The sequence below is a fragment of the Flagellimonas flava genome, from assembly GCF_900129665.1.
GTDB lineage: Bacteria > Bacteroidota > Bacteroidia > Flavobacteriales > Flavobacteriaceae > Flagellimonas > Flagellimonas flava.
The window spans coordinates 107,402-122,595 of the sequence record NZ_FQWL01000004.1 but is presented as its reverse complement, the minus strand read 5'-3'; the positions used below and the strand labels follow the sequence as shown (position 1 = coordinate 122,595).

General features: G+C 42.1%; 12 protein-coding genes and 1 riboswitch. Of the genes, 2 read left to right on the top strand and 10 right to left on the bottom strand.

The features are described from left to right. Positions 1 to 12 precede the first annotated feature (12 nt). The 9 genes from BUC10_RS12995 to BUC10_RS12955 all read right to left on the bottom strand — a co-directional run bounded on the left by BUC10_RS12995 (position 13) and on the right by BUC10_RS12955 (position 11,948). Entirely contained in the window at positions 13 to 1,260 is a 1,248-nt protein-coding gene (locus tag BUC10_RS12995; RefSeq protein WP_073180357.1) for a sulfate adenylyltransferase subunit 1, read from the bottom strand. Between the two features lie 4 nt (positions 1,261 to 1,264). Beyond that, positions 1,265 to 2,152 carry a sulfate adenylyltransferase subunit CysD gene (gene cysD / locus BUC10_RS12990; protein WP_073180355.1) on the bottom strand — a complete coding sequence of 296 codons (888 nt, stop codon included), beginning with the start codon at positions 2,150 to 2,152 and terminating at the stop codon, positions 1,265 to 1,267. Between the two features lie 111 nt (positions 2,153 to 2,263). Beyond that, complete coding sequence (locus tag BUC10_RS12985) at positions 2,264 to 2,887, bottom strand: phosphoadenosine phosphosulfate reductase domain-containing protein (protein ID WP_073180353.1); 624 nt, start codon at positions 2,885 to 2,887, stop codon at positions 2,264 to 2,266. An 11-nt stretch (positions 2,888 to 2,898) separates the two neighbouring features. Further along, positions 2,899 to 3,162: a DUF2061 domain-containing protein gene (locus BUC10_RS12980; RefSeq protein WP_073180351.1), complete on the bottom strand. Its 264-nt coding sequence runs from the start codon at positions 3,160 to 3,162 to the stop codon at positions 2,899 to 2,901. Positions 3,163 to 3,343: 181 nt separating this feature from the next. Then, entirely contained in the window at positions 3,344 to 3,754 is a 411-nt protein-coding gene (locus BUC10_RS12975) for an RrF2 family transcriptional regulator (RefSeq protein WP_073180349.1), read from the bottom strand. Between the two features lie 59 nt (positions 3,755 to 3,813). Beyond that, positions 3,814 to 4,983 carry a trans-sulfuration enzyme family protein gene (locus tag BUC10_RS12970; protein ID WP_073180347.1) on the bottom strand — a complete coding sequence of 390 codons (1,170 nt, stop codon included), beginning with the start codon at positions 4,981 to 4,983 and terminating at the stop codon, positions 3,814 to 3,816. Further along, on the bottom strand, positions 4,983 to 8,369 hold the full coding sequence (gene thrA, locus BUC10_RS12965; RefSeq protein ID WP_073180345.1) for a bifunctional aspartate kinase/homoserine dehydrogenase I: 3,387 nt from the start codon (positions 8,367 to 8,369) through the stop codon (positions 4,983 to 4,985). Before thrA ends, BUC10_RS12970 begins: the two co-directional genes overlap by 1 nt. Positions 8,370 to 8,416: 47 nt before the next feature. Further along, on the bottom strand, positions 8,417 to 9,691 hold the full coding sequence (locus tag BUC10_RS12960; RefSeq protein ID WP_073180343.1) for an O-acetylhomoserine aminocarboxypropyltransferase/cysteine synthase family protein: 1,275 nt from the start codon (positions 9,689 to 9,691) through the stop codon (positions 8,417 to 8,419). Between the two features lie 121 nt (positions 9,692 to 9,812). After that, a riboswitch (SAM riboswitch) is annotated at positions 9,813 to 9,918 on the bottom strand. Between the two features lie 101 nt (positions 9,919 to 10,019). Further along, on the bottom strand, positions 10,020 to 11,948 hold the full coding sequence (locus tag BUC10_RS12955) for a CocE/NonD family hydrolase (RefSeq protein WP_073180341.1): 1,929 nt from the start codon (positions 11,946 to 11,948) through the stop codon (positions 10,020 to 10,022). A gap of 119 nt (positions 11,949 to 12,067) precedes the next feature. Between BUC10_RS12955 and BUC10_RS12950 the strand changes: the two genes are divergently transcribed. Beyond that, on the top strand, positions 12,068 to 13,000 hold the full coding sequence (locus BUC10_RS12950; RefSeq protein WP_073180339.1) for an ion channel: 933 nt from the start codon (positions 12,068 to 12,070) through the stop codon (positions 12,998 to 13,000). Between the two features lies 1 nt (position 13,001). On the opposite strand, the gene metK is transcribed toward BUC10_RS12950, so the two are convergent. Next, entirely contained in the window at positions 13,002 to 14,255 is a 1,254-nt protein-coding gene (metK, locus tag BUC10_RS12945) for a methionine adenosyltransferase (RefSeq protein WP_073180337.1), read from the bottom strand. A gap of 323 nt (positions 14,256 to 14,578) precedes the next feature. On the opposite strand from metK, the gene BUC10_RS12940 reads away from it, so the two are divergent. Continuing rightward, entirely contained in the window at positions 14,579 to 15,193 is a 615-nt protein-coding gene (locus BUC10_RS12940) for a deoxynucleoside kinase (RefSeq protein ID WP_073180660.1), read from the top strand. The last annotated feature ends 1 nt before the right edge of the window (position 15,194 follow it).

The window sequence follows — 15,194 nt, the reverse complement described above, 5'->3', positions numbered from 1 at the left end:
GTCAATTAAAAACTATTCAATAAAACCTACACCCGCGGTATTATTGGTTCTACTATCTATAATGATGAAGGATCCATTGGTTCTATGGTCCTTGAAGCTATCGTAAAAAATAGGTCGGTTCAATTTCAAACGAACCTTGGCGATGTCGTTCATTTGCAAGGTCGTTGCGTTTGCTTCAATTCCGCTATAATCGGGATTGATTTTATGTTCAATGGTATCCACCTTCGCCAGAACTTTGTTGATTCCATGCTGTACCACGTATTTTCCTCCAGTGGTCAAACTACTGGAATCCATCCAAGAGACAGTTGCCGTCAATTGCTTATCAATGGTAGGTAGGTCTCCCACCTTTACCAACATATCCCCCCTACTCACATTTACCTCATCTTCCAAGGTAATGGTGACGGATGAGCGTCTGGGCGCAGTCTTATACTCCTCATTGTAGAAGTATATATTCTTGATTTTAGACCTTGTCATGGAGGGCAAGACCACAATCTCATCGCCTACATTGAGCTCTCCTCCATATACCTTACCAGTAAATCCGCGAAAGTCATGGAATTCCTCCGTTTTTGGGCGCACTACGTACTGCACGGGAAATCTTGGTGTTCCCGTATTGTAGATATCTTGAAGGTCTAATTCCTCCAAATGCTCCAATAAGGTCTGCCCTTGGTACCAGGTCATGTTCTCCGTCCTGTTCACAACATTGTCCCCTTTAAGGGCACTTACCGGAATAAAGGTGATTTTTTGCTCTTGGTAATCACGCTTGTCCATCAACTTTTCGAAATCGGCTTTGATATTATTAAAGACCTCTTGCGAGTAGTCCACCAAGTCCATTTTATTGATGGCGACAATCACATCTTTTACCCGAAGCAAGTTGTTGATGAAAAAATGTCTGTTGGTTTGTTCTATCACTCCTTTTCGTGCGTCAATAAGAATGATTGCCGCTTGGGATGTAGACGCTCCTGTGACCATATTCCGCGTATACTCAACATGCCCAGGGGTATCGGCGATGATGTAACTCTTAGAGGCTGTTGAAAAGTAGATATGGGCAACATCTATAGTGATTCCCTGCTCTCTTTCGGCAACCAATCCATCCGTGGCCAACGAAAAATCCAAGTAATCATACCCTTTTTGTTTGCTGGTCTTTTCAATCGCTTCAAGTTTATCATCCGTCAGCGATTTGGTATCGTAAAGTAATCTTCCGATCAAGGTACTTTTACCGTCGTCCACACTACCTGCGGTAGCAATTTTCAATACTTCCATAGTCCTAAAAATATCCTTGTTGTTTTCTTTTTTCCATTGCCGCTTCAGACCGTTTATCGTCAATTCGAGCGCCCCTTTCCGAAATCTTGGAATCTCGAATCTCAGCCACCACTTTATCAATAGTATCCGCATAGGATTCCACGGCCGCCGTACAGCTCATGTCCCCTACTGTACGGAACCGGACCATTTTCTCCTCCACAGTCTCATCCTCCGCTCTAAAGACTACCTCGTCTTCGGCAGACCAGATCAGACCATCTCGTAAAAAGACATTTCGTTTATGGGCAAAATAGATGGATGGTATCTCGATATTCTCTTTTTGGATATAGCTCCAAACATCCAATTCGGTCCAGTTACTGATTGGAAAAACCCTGACGTTCTGTCCTATTTCAATCTCGCCGTTCAGCATATCGAACAATTCAGGGCGTTGGTTTTTTTCATCCCACTGACCAAAATCATCCCGTACGGAAAAAATACGCTCTTTGGCTCTTGCCTTTTCTTCGTCACGTCTTGCACCACCAATACATGCATCAAACTTGAATTCCTCAATGGCATCCAATAAGGTGGTGGTCTGCAACATATTCCTGCTGGCATACTTCCCAGTTTCCTCGATCACCTTTCCTTGGTCAATGGAATCCTGTACATTCCGCACAATAAGTTCAACTCCCAATTCCTCCACCAATCTATCCCTGAATTCAATAGTTTCCGGGAAATTGTGTCCGGTATCTATGTGCATTAAGGGAAAGGGGATTTTGGCTGGCCAAAAGGCCTTTTGCGCCAGGCGTACCAGCGTAATGGAATCCTTACCTCCCGAAAATAGGAGAACAGGTCTCTCAAATTGAGCCGCCACTTCCCTAAAAATGTAGATGGCTTCATGTTCCAATGCGTTCGCCATGGGCCTTTCCCCTAGGGACAAAACAGCTGGACTTTGTATTTCTTCTGTTAGTGTATTCAAATCTTTATTGCTTTGATTTAGGATTTTCGCTTCGCGAAAATTATTTTTTGATTAGGTATGCAATCCACATTCACGGTTCTCCAAAACCTTTGTGGGATCAAAATATTTATGTTCGTTGGGCATGTTATATTCACGCAGGTAGGCATCCAATTGGGTATCGCTCCAGTAGTAGAACGGACTCACCTTTAGTACCCCATCTGCACTTAAACTCAATACATCCAAGGAATCCCTGTGGGCAGTTTGACCTTTTCTCAGGTTGGTAAACCAAACATCCGGCTTATGCTCCTCCATAGCTCTTCTAAAAGGTTCCAATTTTACCTGTTCTGTAAAAACCGAATGCAGTGGGTCATCAATCTGAGGTATCCCCATTACGGCATCTCGATGTGCAGAAGTTTGTTTGGGCACATACAACTTCACGTTCAAACCCAATCGAGAAATGAGCTCTTCAGCATGGTTATATGTATTTGGGGTATTGTACCCTGTATCGCACCAAATAACCGGAATATCCTTATCCACATCCGTAACGGCATGCAGTATAGCTACCTCATAAGGTCTAAAGTTCGTGGTTACCACGGGCTTCTTTCCGTTGCTTATGGCCCAAGAAATAATTTCCTGAGGCGGAATTCCTCTAAATTGACGATTTAAACTTGCTATTTCTTCTGCTGTGAATCCCATACTCTTGTGAATTATTTACCCCATGAAATCTTATTCCAAATACGCTCATGAAAAAAATACAACACCATCTTTGTGACCAACTCAACAAGACCGATTGAAAACGCCAGTGTAAGTGTTCCAGTTATTATCCAAGAAATAATGATGGTATCCAAAGTACCCACGATGCGCCAGCTAAGGGATTTAACAATACTGCGTTTTGGGCTTTCAGAGCTTTTATCTTTAGCGTAGGAATCTCTCTTTCCTCCGTTGTTTACAAGTATTTGGTCTGCTATCATTTGAATTATTTAATTCCTATCGATTTAATAGGATATTCAAAAGTAGAATTATTTTTGAAGTATATCGTTAATTTGTGCTTAAAATTACAATTACCCTATCGTTTTTATAGATTTTAACGAATTGGCCAAAAAATATTACGGAATTCTAAGGAAGAAACCTTTAAACTTAGCAGTTTTATGCTTAGGAAATTAGATCAGCCAAGGTGTTGTTCCGATACACTTCCAAGGCACTGTCACGTACTTGAAGCATCAGTTTGTGCACAGAGCATTCATTTTCATCAGGACAATCGTCACACTTTTCGTAAAAGTTAAGGCTTACACAAGGAACCATTGCAATTGGACCTTCTAGTACCCGTATCACCGACGTCATTATAATATCCTTGGGTTCTTTGATCAGATAATATCCCCCGCCCTTGCCTTTTTTTGAGCCAAGAAATCCATTTCTTCTAAGGGTAAGTAAAATACTTTCCAAAAACTTTTGGGAAATATTTTCGTGTTTGGCAATTTCAGCAATTTGCACTGGTTCCTTACTAGAGATAGAAGCAAGATAGGTCAATGCCTTTAAGCCATATTTCGTCTTCTTGGAGAGCATCCCACGAATATAGCGAAAAATCGTCTTTACATTCACCCTATAAATTCAGCTTTCTGCTACTAACCCAAAGCCTGGGCAATGTCTGCAATAATATCATCCACATGTTCCAATCCCACTGAAACACGAACCATTCCATCCGAGATACCCACCGCCTGTCTTTCCTCGCCGGTCAGTTTACTATGTGTAGTGGAGGCCGGATGGGTGATGATACTGCGCGAATCGCCTAAATTGGCAGATAGCGACAACAATTGAACCTTATCAAAAAACTTTCTCCCCGCCTCAAGGCCTCCTTTTACTTCAAAGGCTACCACACATCCTCCAGCCTTCATTTGTTTCTTGGCCACTTCGTACTTGGGATGCGATTTCAAAAAAGGATATTTTACCCATTCCACTTTTGGATGATCTTCCAAATACGTAGCTAATTTCAAGGCATTGGAGCAATGCCTATCTACCCGTAACGCCAAGGTCTCCAAACTTTTGGACAGAACCCAGGCGTTAAATGGCGATAACGCAGGACCGGTAATCCTTGCAAACCGATAAATCTGGTCCATCAAATCATGATTTCCCACCGTAATCCCTGCTAACACCCTACCTTGTCCGTCCATCAGTTTTGTACCGGAATGAATTACCAAATCTGCGCCAAATTTAATGGGTTGTTGCAGATAAGGTGAGGCAAAACAATTATCAATAATGAAAATAAGTCCATGCTTTTTGGCTATATCTCCCAAAACTTCCAAATCCAGCACATCCACACCTGGATTAGTAGGCGATTCTACATAAAGAATTTTTGTTTTTGGCGTAATCAACTGTTCCACGGTTTCCACTTCATTAACATCGAAATAGCTTGTTTCAATCTTCCATTTCGGAAAAAACTGGGTAAACAGAGTATGTGTGGAACCGAAAATACTCTTTGAAGAAACTATATGGTCACCACTCTCTAATAAGGCAGCAAATGTGGAATAAACAGCAGCCATGCCAGATGCAAAGGCAAAGCCTGCTTCGGCTCCTTCCATTTTACAGACCTTATCAATAAATTCCGTGGAATTTGGGTTGGAATACCTAGAATAGATGTTACGTTCCTTTTCCTCCGCAAAAGAAGCTCGCATGTCCTCCGCATCTTCAAATACAAAACTAGAGGTTAGGTACATTGGACTCGAATGTTCCAAGAACTGCGTCCTTTCAATCTGCGTTCGTATCGCCTCGGTTTCAAATCTTTTTTTCTCTGCCATTATATCTTTTCTGCTATTCTAAGTATGTCTCCAAAAACCCCTCTTGCCGTTACTGCAGCTCCTGCTCCAGCACCTTGGATTACCAATGGGTTCTCCCCGTAGGATTCGGTATAGATTTCGATAATGGAATCTGAGCCACTCACTTGCCCCAGTGCACTTTCCTTAGGAACAGAGACTAGTTTTACCTCTAAAATGCCTTTGTCTTTTTGAAGGTCGCCATGTAAATCCCCTATATAGCGAAGCACATGTCCTTTTTTCTGACCTTGCTTTATTTTGGAGAATTTAGCGTCCATGATTCCAATGCTAGTCATGAAACTTTCAAAATCCACGGTTTGCAATGTTTGCGGGATGAGGTTCTCCACGGAAATATCTGAAAACTCATTTTGCAGATCCAATTCCCTCGCAAGAATCAATAACTTTCTCCCAACATCATTTCCGGAAAGATCCTCTCGCGGATCTGGTTCCGTGAAACCTTTCTCCATTGCTTCCCGAACGATACGGGAAAATGTAACATCATTTTCTGAAAATGTATTAAAAATGTAGCTCAAAGAACCAGAGAAAACTCCCTTTATACGAGTAATATTCTCCCCTGAAAGGTGCAATAACTTAATGGTGTCTATTAGGGGTAGTCCTGCGCCAACATTAGTTTCATATAAGTATTGTTTTTGGTTCCTCGCAAGATCTCCTCGAATAGATCTGTAATAATCAAAATCCAAGGTGTTTGCTATTTTGTTGGAGGACACTAAATCAAAACCGTTTTCTATAAGTTGTTGGTAATGGGATACAAACTCCTGGCTCGCAGTGTTGTCCACAGCAATCAAATTCTCCAAATGGTGTTCCTTGGTAAAATTTATGATTTCCTCTATTCCACAAGATTCACCTGTAGTTTTAATCTTTGATTGCCATTCTTTCGAAACACCTTCGGCATTCAAAAGAGCTTTTTTAGAGTTGGAAACAGCAAAAATCCGTAAATCGATCCCCTTTCGTTCTTGAATGTTACTCCTCGAATCAAGTATTTGATCAATCAAAGTGCCTCCAACATTACCATGACCAAATATGGCGAGATTTACCCTCTTGGCTATTCCAAAAATTTGACCGTGTACCACATTAATGGCCTTATGCAAATCCGGTTTTTTGACAACCAAACTCACATTTTTTCCAGTAACTGTATTATTAAACAGTAACGGTACTACCTGATTTTTGACCAAGGCATTGAACGGTTTGTGAAAAGAACTCAAATCCATCCCAACAATGGATATTACAGAAACATCCTCCATTACGGTAATTTGGTTCACATCGTGGGCGGAGTAGTCAGTTTCAAACTCCACATCCAAAACTTTTTTGGCTTTTTTGGCCTTGGCAGCGTCCACCACCAATCCAATTCCTCTTTCGGAAGAGCCTTGCGAGATTATACCGACATTGATATTGTTCTGACCCAGGGCCTTAAAAATCCTTGCATCTATACCCACTTTTCCCAGAAGTCCGCGCCCTGATAGGTTCACCAGAGCCACATCCTCCAAAACAGACAGGGACTTAATACCTCCATTACCAGTTTTTGGGCCTATCAGTGTTCCTTCATTTTCTGGATTGAAAGTGTTTTTAATGCGAAGTGGAATGTTTTTCTCTATAAGCGGAATTATGGTTTTAGCATGCAAAATATTCGCTCCGAAATTTGCCAGTTCGTTTGCCTCCTCATAGGAGATACTATCGATACGTTTGGCTTCGGTAACCAAATCAGGATTTGCTGTGAAAATTCCATCCACATGGGTATAGTTCACCAACTCTTGGGCATCCAAAAAATTAGCCAATAGTGCCGCCGAATAATTGCTGCCGTTTCGGCCAAGTGTTGTGGTTTCCCCATCTACGGTGGAAGCAATAAATCCAGTAGCGATTGCTATGGTACCAGCTTCCAGTTCCCTAAAATACCGTATCACATTCTCCTTGGAAATGGCTTCATCCACCTCCGCATTATTAAAGGTGTCGTCGGTTTTTATCAACTCCCTTGAGTCCACCAATTTTGCCGGCACCCCCCTTTCGGACAACATTGCCGTAATCACCTTGGCAGATATGAGTTCGCCAAAAGCAAGCAATTCGTCCTTGGTCTTTAAGCTGTAATCTCCTGTTAACGATACTCCGTGCAGAAGTTTTCCGATGGTCTCAAACTCTTGTGTCAAATCTATCTTGGGACTTGCCGAATTTTGATACTCCTTGAACTCGGTAAACTTCTGATCGATATCCTCACCTCTGGCCGCATCACCCAACATTAATTCCAAATTGTCCGTGGCCTTACCCCTTGCCGAAAGCACCACTGCAAAGTGTTCTTTACTTTTTGCCCTGTTTTCGATAATGTCCAAGACATTTTTTAGTCCATCTCCATTGGCCAGGGACTTCCCCCCAAACTTTAATATTTTAATCCGTTCCTGGATGGCCTGCTTTTGGAAAATAGGTTTCAACAGATTTTCCAACTGTTGGAACTCGATAAGAAAAGCATCATGACCATGGAGTGACTGAACTTCTCCGTAAGTAACGTTCGTATTTGCTTGGGCCAAATGCCTAAAGGTCTCCTTGTTCTCTTCCGCGGTAAAAAACAAATCCGAATTGACCCCTACGATATGAATCTTGGTATCGCTTTCCTTTAGAGCCTGAAAAGCCTTATCACCATCTCGTGTGATATCAATGGTCTTTAACAACTGGTTCATCAATTTATAGGCCGAAAGTTGAAAGCGCTCCTGTAACTTCTTACCATGGTGCATCAACCAACTTTCGACGTTGAACACCTGAAGCTCCTCATTTGTACTCCTGTGAAAGCGTTCTTTGAAGGATTCGGGGGTCCTATAACACAACATCGCATGCATACGCGCATCGTGCACCGGTTGTTTGGAGTTGACCAAAAACTGTTCTTGAATCTGACAGTTAGCAATCAACCAATCTGTTGATTTCCAATCAGATGCCACTGGAATCAAGTGTTCTGTGACATGCGGCTTGAGTGCTGCCATTTCCCAGGCCACGCCTCCGCCCAATGAACCTCCAATAATGGCGAATAGGCGTTCTACCTTAAGGACATCCAATCCCTCTAGGAAAATTCTCGCCACATCACCAGCCACAAAGTCTTTATAATTGTCAATTACAAAACCATCGTGTCCATTTCCGGGAACATTAAAAGCCAAAATGGTGTAGACATCGGTATCAATACATTTATCCTTTCCAATGAGGTCGGACCACCAGCCACCTTCCCCGGTAACATTGGAGTTACCGGTCAGTGCGTGATTTACCAGCACAATTGGTGCGGTATGTAATTTCTGACCAAAAACTTGATAAGACAGCTGTAATTTTTGCGCTGCCCCACTGATGGTAACAAAATCCTTTATTTCTATGGTCTGGAGCATAGATAAATGCTGGTTTTAATTGAGAATAATAGTTGTACTCTATCCACTTATATGCCGGCAAAGGCTTGCTCCAAATCCGACTTTAAGTCTTCCAAATTCTCCAAACCAACGGATAGGCGAATGAGATCTTTGGTCACCCCAGTAGATTCTTGCTCGGCTTCGTCCAATTGTTGATGGGTTGTACTGGCCGGGTGGATGATGAGTGACTTGGTATCGCCAATATTGGCCAGAAGGGAAAATACTTTGGTTTCATCGGCTATCTTTTTCGAGGATTCAAATCCGCCTTTTACGCCAAATGTGACGATGCTGCTCTGTCCATTCGGTAAATACTCATCGGACAACTTTTTGTACTTGCTGGATTCCAACCCGGGGTAATTTACCCAGGTCACTTCATCTCTTCCTTCCAGCCAATGCGCCAATGCCAATGCGTTTTCGCTATGTTTTTTCATACGCACCTCAAGTGTTTCCAATCCCTGTATAATTTGGAAAGCATTGAATGGGCTTAAACAGGCACCATGATCTCTCAAACCTTCAATCCGTACTTTGGCAATAAACGCAGCAGGACCCAAGGCATCATGATACACCAATCCATGATAGCCCGGCGAAGGTTCGGTGAACTCAGGGAATTTCCCATTGGCCCAGTCAAACGTACCAGCATCAATTATGGCCCCACCCAAAGCGGTCCCATTGCCGTTGATATACTTTGTGAGCGAATGGATCACGATGTTTGCGCCATGCTCAATAGGGTTCAACAAGGCTGGTGAAGCCACAGTATTGTCCACAATAAAAGGAACCTGCGCAGCCTTAGCTTCTTTAGAAATAGCTTTTAGATCAAGAACATCCAATTTTGGATTCCCAAGGGACTCCACGAAAAAAGCCCTGGTATTATCCTGTACTGCTTTACCAAAGTTTGAGGGGTCCGAAGGATCCACAAAAGTGGTAGTGATTCCCAAACGGGGCAAGGTTACGCTAAAAAGGTTATAAGTTCCTCCGTACAAGCTGTTGGATGCAACAATATGGTCACCCGCTTTCAGCAGAACCAGTAAAGCGGTATTTATCGCCCCTGTCCCGGATGAACATACTACGGACGCAATACCTCCTTCCAAGGCGGCAAGGCGTTGTTCCAATATATCGTTGGTAGGGTTGTTTATCCGGGTATAGATATTGCCAAACTCAGCCAATGAAAAAAGATTGGCAGCATGGTCGGAATTATTGAACACATAGGCTGTACTCTGATAAATGGGCACGGCCCTTGTTCCACCGTTCACGGTTACGTCGTGTCCAGCGTGTAATGCATTGGTGGCGAATTTTTGATCACTCATGATTTCCAGTTTTTTAAATTTTAGTTCAACAAAAACAATTTAAAAAGCCAAACCCCTGCAAGGGAAACCTGCGGGCAAAATCAAAAAGTTATAAGAAAGAGAAACCGAAAATATTCGATTGTTGTTATCTATTCCACAATGGGATAGAATTTAGCACCTTCTCGAATCAGAGCCGAGGGTTGCTAAGGCTTCATAGGGTCTATTCCCTCCACCTTTCTTGATAACTATTCAATACGTGTTTGAACTTAGAGCCACAAATATAACGGCAGAAAAATATAAAATCCTAATCTTTTGGAAAAAATTAGCGCGCCATCATAACAGGCTAAGTTTACCTCAGCACGGAAAACTCGATTTTCGAGTCTGTAAAAACCGTATGGGTCTGGGTTTTGAAATCGCCCTCCTCAGCTTTGAAGATATTCTCCACATAGGTTTGCGGATTTAAGTCGATAAGGGGAAACCATGTGCTCTGTACCTGTACTTGTAACCTATGTCCTTTTTTGATGGTATGGAATACGTCCTGTAGTTTAATGTTGACCGATGTCTTTTGATTGGGGATGAAAGGCTCAGGGGTTGAAAAACTGTTCCTGAAACGTCCTCGAAGCACTTCACTGCGCACCATCAAATGGTAATTCCCCATTTTGAGATGATCTTGCATTTCCTCATTGGTTTCTGTATCAGGGGGATGCACATCTATAATTTTCACAATCCAATCTGCTGCTGTTCCGGTTGTAGCCACATTCAGTTTTGCCAGAATATCTCCTACAAGGGTAAAATCCTCCTCCATGACCTCCGTCTCAAAAACCAAAACGTCGGACCTTCTGGCCGCGAAACGCTGATCATCTGTCATGTATTTTCTCGGTGTAAAAACAGATTTAATATCCTCTGAATAGGGTACCGGCTTTTTGACATCACTAACAAATTTAAGCGCAACTGTCTCTTTTTGTTCGGTGCCAAGCACCTCATCATCCGAGAGGAACATTGTCTCTTTTGTTAAACTTTTTGGTGGCCAAGAATCCATCGTTTTCCATTCCTTTCTGCCGGAGTCAAACACGTAAGCTTCTGGCAATCCACTATTATGGTCGCCACTTCCCTTTAAAAAGTGGTCAAAAAACTTGGTCTCAATATTTTTTTGATAAAAAAGCGAAATGGAATCTCCAAAATAGTAGTTGCCCACTACATTTCTTACCTTATCCCTAGCCCATCCCCCGTGGTCCCAAGGTCCAAAGACCACCGTATTATAATTGCCCTCGTTATGCTTTTCAATGTTTTTGTAGGTTTCCAAAGGTCCATAAAGATCTTCGGCATCAAACCAACCACCAACAATCATGGTGGCCACATGCGATTTTACATCCTTCAAATGCTGGATAATACCTTTTTTCTGCCATAATTCGTCGTAGTTGGGATGGTCCTTGATCTCATTCCAGAAAAAATCATCCGTTACGCCCTCTGGACGCATCGTTGGGGTATCCACAGTTTCATATTCAAAAAATGAATTCAGGTTTTTTAGGGGGCCGGCATCCAAAAAGAATTGGTATTGGTCATCGGTCTGAATATCTGGAAACACATACCATGCAGTATCAATGGGCTGGTCGTTATTGGGCCTCGGTGTTCCAAAAAGGGATGTCGCCTTAAAATAACTTAGCAAATAAGCGCCGTTGTGATGGAAATCATCAAAAAAGAAATCGCCTATACAGGCCTGGGGCGAAGCAGCCTTCAATGCAGGATGTGCATCCACAGTGGCATATGTGGCGTAAAAGCCAGGGTAAGAAATTCCCCAGACACCAACCTTTCCATTGTTATTTTCCACATTATTCACCAGCCATTCGATAGTGTCATAGGTATCTGAGCTCTCATCCACCTGATCTTTGGAGGTTTTATTGGGAATATACGCTCGCATATTCTCATAATGTCCCTCACTTAACCATCTACCTCTAACATCTTGATATACAATAATGTACCCATCTTTCATTAAATGTTCGTTGGGACCTATTTTGCTCTTAAAATTCTCTTCTCCATAAGGTCTTGAACTATAAGGTGTTCGCTGCATCAGAATGGGATATTCCCTGGAGGTATCTTTTGGTGAATAAATGGTGGTGTGCAAGGTGGCGCCATCACGCATTTCAATATCCACTTCCTGTTTACTATAGTTCTCGGCAACATAGTTTTCTTCTACTACTTCCTTTTGAACAGTTTTCTTGCAGGAATACGTAGTAATTAAAAAAAATAGAACGAGTGAAAAACGAAACAGCTTTACCATAAACTAGAATTTTGATTGAAGCCTAAATCTACAAAATATCGGCTTTGTGCCTTCCTTTTTTTATGTCTTGAATTCGGTTAACTTCGTTTGCAATGGAATCATTTTATAATTCTTAAAAAATGGCAAGACAAAAAAGAAAATTCAATGACCTGGGCCTGGGCACAAAAAATGATGTTGGAGGATATAGGGCATTGAACAAGGATGGTTCGTTCAATGTTCGAAAAATCAATGTTCCGTTTTTTGAGCGGTTGAATTTTTTTCACACACTGATCACCATGTCATGGACGCGTTTTTTCGGGTTTGTTCTTTTGTGTTACTTTATAATCAACACTTTTTTTGCGATCATATATACCTTCATCGGCGTTGAAAACCTAACCGGAATTGACGCTGATTCGAGTTTTGACCAATTTATGGAGGGTTTTTTCTTTAGTGCCCAGACCATTACCACCTTGGGGTACGGTCGTGTCGCACCAATAGGTTACCCGGCCAATATTGTAGCGGCCATCGAATCGATGATGGGCTTATTAGGGTTTGCCCTGGCAACGGGCTTGTTATATGGAAGGTTTTCAAGGCCATCGTCCAAAATCCGTTACAGCACACATGCTGTTATTGCTCCCTATCAGGACATTAATGGTTTTATGTTTAGAATAACAAACCCGCAAGGCAATCAACTTTTGGAAATGGAGGTGCAAATCAATCTGGCCATGCAACGAAAAGATTCAGAATTAAGAGACTTTTTTTCGTTGGAATTGGAACGGAGTTCGGTCGCGTTTATGCCCTATATGTGGACCATTGTGCATCCTATTACTGACAAAAGTCCATTGCACAATATGGACAAGGGTGAAATCCTTAAGAAGGATGCAGAGTTCATTATTGCGACCAAGGCATTTGATGAATCTTCCGCGCAAACGGTCTACTCGCGCTCGTCCTACAAAGCCGATGAAATAAAATGGGGCGAAAAATTTATCTACGCAGTGAAACGTGAACACAATGGATTAACCATTGATGTTGGCAAAATTGACAGTACAGAAAAAGCCAAATTGAATTCGTGAATTATAAATTGAAGGCTTTTTTCACTTCTTCCACCTTGTCCAGCTTTTCCCAGGTAAAAAGTTCCACCTCTTTTTCTATTTTTCCATTGTAGGGTGATTCAAAGACCTTGGATACCGTTTGAGGTTGTTTCCCCATATGGCCATAAGCCGCCGTCTCTAAGTAAATGGGGTTCCTAAGCTTTAATCTCTCTTCTATGGCAAATGGGCGCATGTCAAATAATGAAGCTGCTTTTTGGGCAATCTCACCGTCCGATAAATCTACATTGGCTGTGCCATAGGTATCCACAAAAATGGATGTGGGCTCTACCACTCCAATGGCATAACTCACTTGAACCAAAATCTCATCGGCCACTCCCGCAGCCACTAAATTTTTGGCAACATGTCGGGCAGCATAGGCAGCACTCCGATCCACCTTGCTGGGGTCCTTTCCGCTAAATGCGCCACCTCCATGGGCTCCTTTTCCTCCATAGGTATCCACAATAATCTTACGTCCGGTCAAACCTGTATCCCCATGGGGTCCCCCGATAACAAATTTACCCGTAGGGTTAATGTGATACTTGATATCATCATTAAAAAGACTCTGGATACTCGCAGGCAATAATTTCTTTACTCTAGGAATCAAGATGTTTACAATATCCTCCTTGATTTTGGACAACATTGCGGCATCGACATCGAATTCATCGTGTTGGGTAGAAACAACAATGGTGTCAATTCTTTGGGGTACGTTGGCATCCGAATACTCAATAGTAACCTGGGCCTTGGCATCTGGTCTAAGGTAGTCCATTTGTGTGCCTTCCCTTCTTAGATCGGCCAACACCTGAAGAATCTTATGTGAAATGTCCAGTGCCAGTGGCATAAAGTTCTCGGTTTCCTTAGTGGCATAACCGAACATCATACCTTGGTCTCCTGCACCTTGCTCTTCCTTACTTTCGCGGTCCACTCCTTGGTTAATGTCTTGGGATTGCTCATGAATAAGGGATATAACCCCACAAGAATCACCGCTGAACTGGTATTCACCCTTAGTGTACCCGATTGTATTAATAACCTCCCTGGCTATATTTTGCACATCCAAATAGGTATGACTTTTAACTTCTCCAGCCAAGACAACCTGACCTGTTGTGACCAAGGTTTCGCAAGCTACCTTGCTATCTGGGTCGAAAGCCAAAAAATTATCTAAAAGTGCATCACTGATTTGATCCGCGATTTTATCCGGGTGTCCTTCACTAACGGACTCTGAGGTAAACAGATAAGCCATTCTAATGTTTTAACGGGATAAGATTTGACAAAGTTGCTTCGGAGTTTACAAATCTCTGGGGAGATGCCCTGTTTTAAAGGGGTAAACTGCTTTAGCATTTTTAGAAACTGAAAACCATTCAGCAAAATGAGGTTGCAATCAGTCAAATCTATCCTCAAATTGAAGGGCAAAAGTAAGTTATTGATTTAAATTTCAAAACTTAATCGCAAAAGATCTTTCACTCCAATTGGAAGTGTTTTTTTTCATCAACTGGATATACTTTGTATATTGCGCAGAAGGTTTCCCTTATCAAAATAAACACCAATCTAAAACACCATTACCCCATGCACATTGCTGTAGCAGGAAACATTGGCGCCGGAAAGACTACCCTAACCAACTTATTGGCAAAACACTACAAATGGGAAGCACATTTTGAGGATGTGGTGGACAACCCCTATTTGGATGATTTCTATACCCAAATGGAACGGTGGAGCTTTAACCTGCAAATTTACTTTCTCAATAGCAGGTATCGTCAAATTCTAAAAATCAGGGAAACCGGAAAAAAGGTCATTCAGGATAGGACCATTTATGAAGATGCACACATTTTTGCACCCAATCTGCATGCTATGGGATTAATGACCAATCGTGATTTCGAGAATTATTCCAGCTTGTTCGAACTCATGGAGACTTTGGTGCAACCCCCAGACCTTCTTATTTACTTAAGAAGTTCCATTCCCAATTTGGTGAATCAAATTCATAAACGTGGTCGGGATTATGAAAACAGTATTTCAATAGATTACCTCAGCCGACTAAACGAAAGGTACGAGGCTTGGGTAAATACTTATGAAAAAGGGAAATTACTTGTTTTTGATGTGGATGATATCAACTTTGTGGATAATCCAGAAGATTTGGGCAGGGTTATTAATCGCATTGACGCTGAACTTCACGGGCTTTTTTAAA

What these genes read in the sequence shown, in the direction of transcription:
- BUC10_RS12995 (WP_073180357.1), bottom strand. Translation starts at nt 1,260, where the DNA reads ATGGAAGTATTGAAAATTGCTACCGCAGGTAGTGTGGACGACGGTAAA.
- cysD (WP_073180355.1), bottom strand. Translation starts at nt 2,152, where the DNA reads ATGGCGAACGCATTGGAACATGAAGCCATCTACATTTTTAGGGAAGTG.
- BUC10_RS12985 (WP_073180353.1), bottom strand. Translation starts at nt 2,887, where the DNA reads ATGGGATTCACAGCAGAAGAAATAGCAAGTTTAAATCGTCAATTTAGA.
- BUC10_RS12980 (WP_073180351.1), bottom strand. Translation starts at nt 3,162, where the DNA reads ATGATAGCAGACCAAATACTTGTAAACAACGGAGGAAAGAGAGATTCC.
- BUC10_RS12975 (WP_073180349.1), bottom strand. Translation starts at nt 3,754, where the DNA reads ATGCTCTCCAAGAAGACGAAATATGGCTTAAAGGCATTGACCTATCTT.
- BUC10_RS12970 (WP_073180347.1), bottom strand. Translation starts at nt 4,983, where the DNA reads ATGGCAGAGAAAAAAAGATTTGAAACCGAGGCGATACGAACGCAGATT.
- thrA (WP_073180345.1), bottom strand. Translation starts at nt 8,369, where the DNA reads ATGCTCCAGACCATAGAAATAAAGGATTTTGTTACCATCAGTGGGGCA.
- BUC10_RS12960 (WP_073180343.1), bottom strand. Translation starts at nt 9,691, where the DNA reads ATGAGTGATCAAAAATTCGCCACCAATGCATTACACGCTGGACACGAC.
- BUC10_RS12955 (WP_073180341.1), bottom strand. Translation starts at nt 11,948, where the DNA reads ATGGTAAAGCTGTTTCGTTTTTCACTCGTTCTATTTTTTTTAATTACT.
- BUC10_RS12950 (WP_073180339.1), top strand. Translation starts at nt 12,068, where the DNA reads ATGGCAAGACAAAAAAGAAAATTCAATGACCTGGGCCTGGGCACAAAA.
- metK (WP_073180337.1), bottom strand. Translation starts at nt 14,255, where the DNA reads ATGGCTTATCTGTTTACCTCAGAGTCCGTTAGTGAAGGACACCCGGAT.
- BUC10_RS12940 (WP_073180660.1), top strand. Translation starts at nt 14,579, where the DNA reads ATGCACATTGCTGTAGCAGGAAACATTGGCGCCGGAAAGACTACCCTA.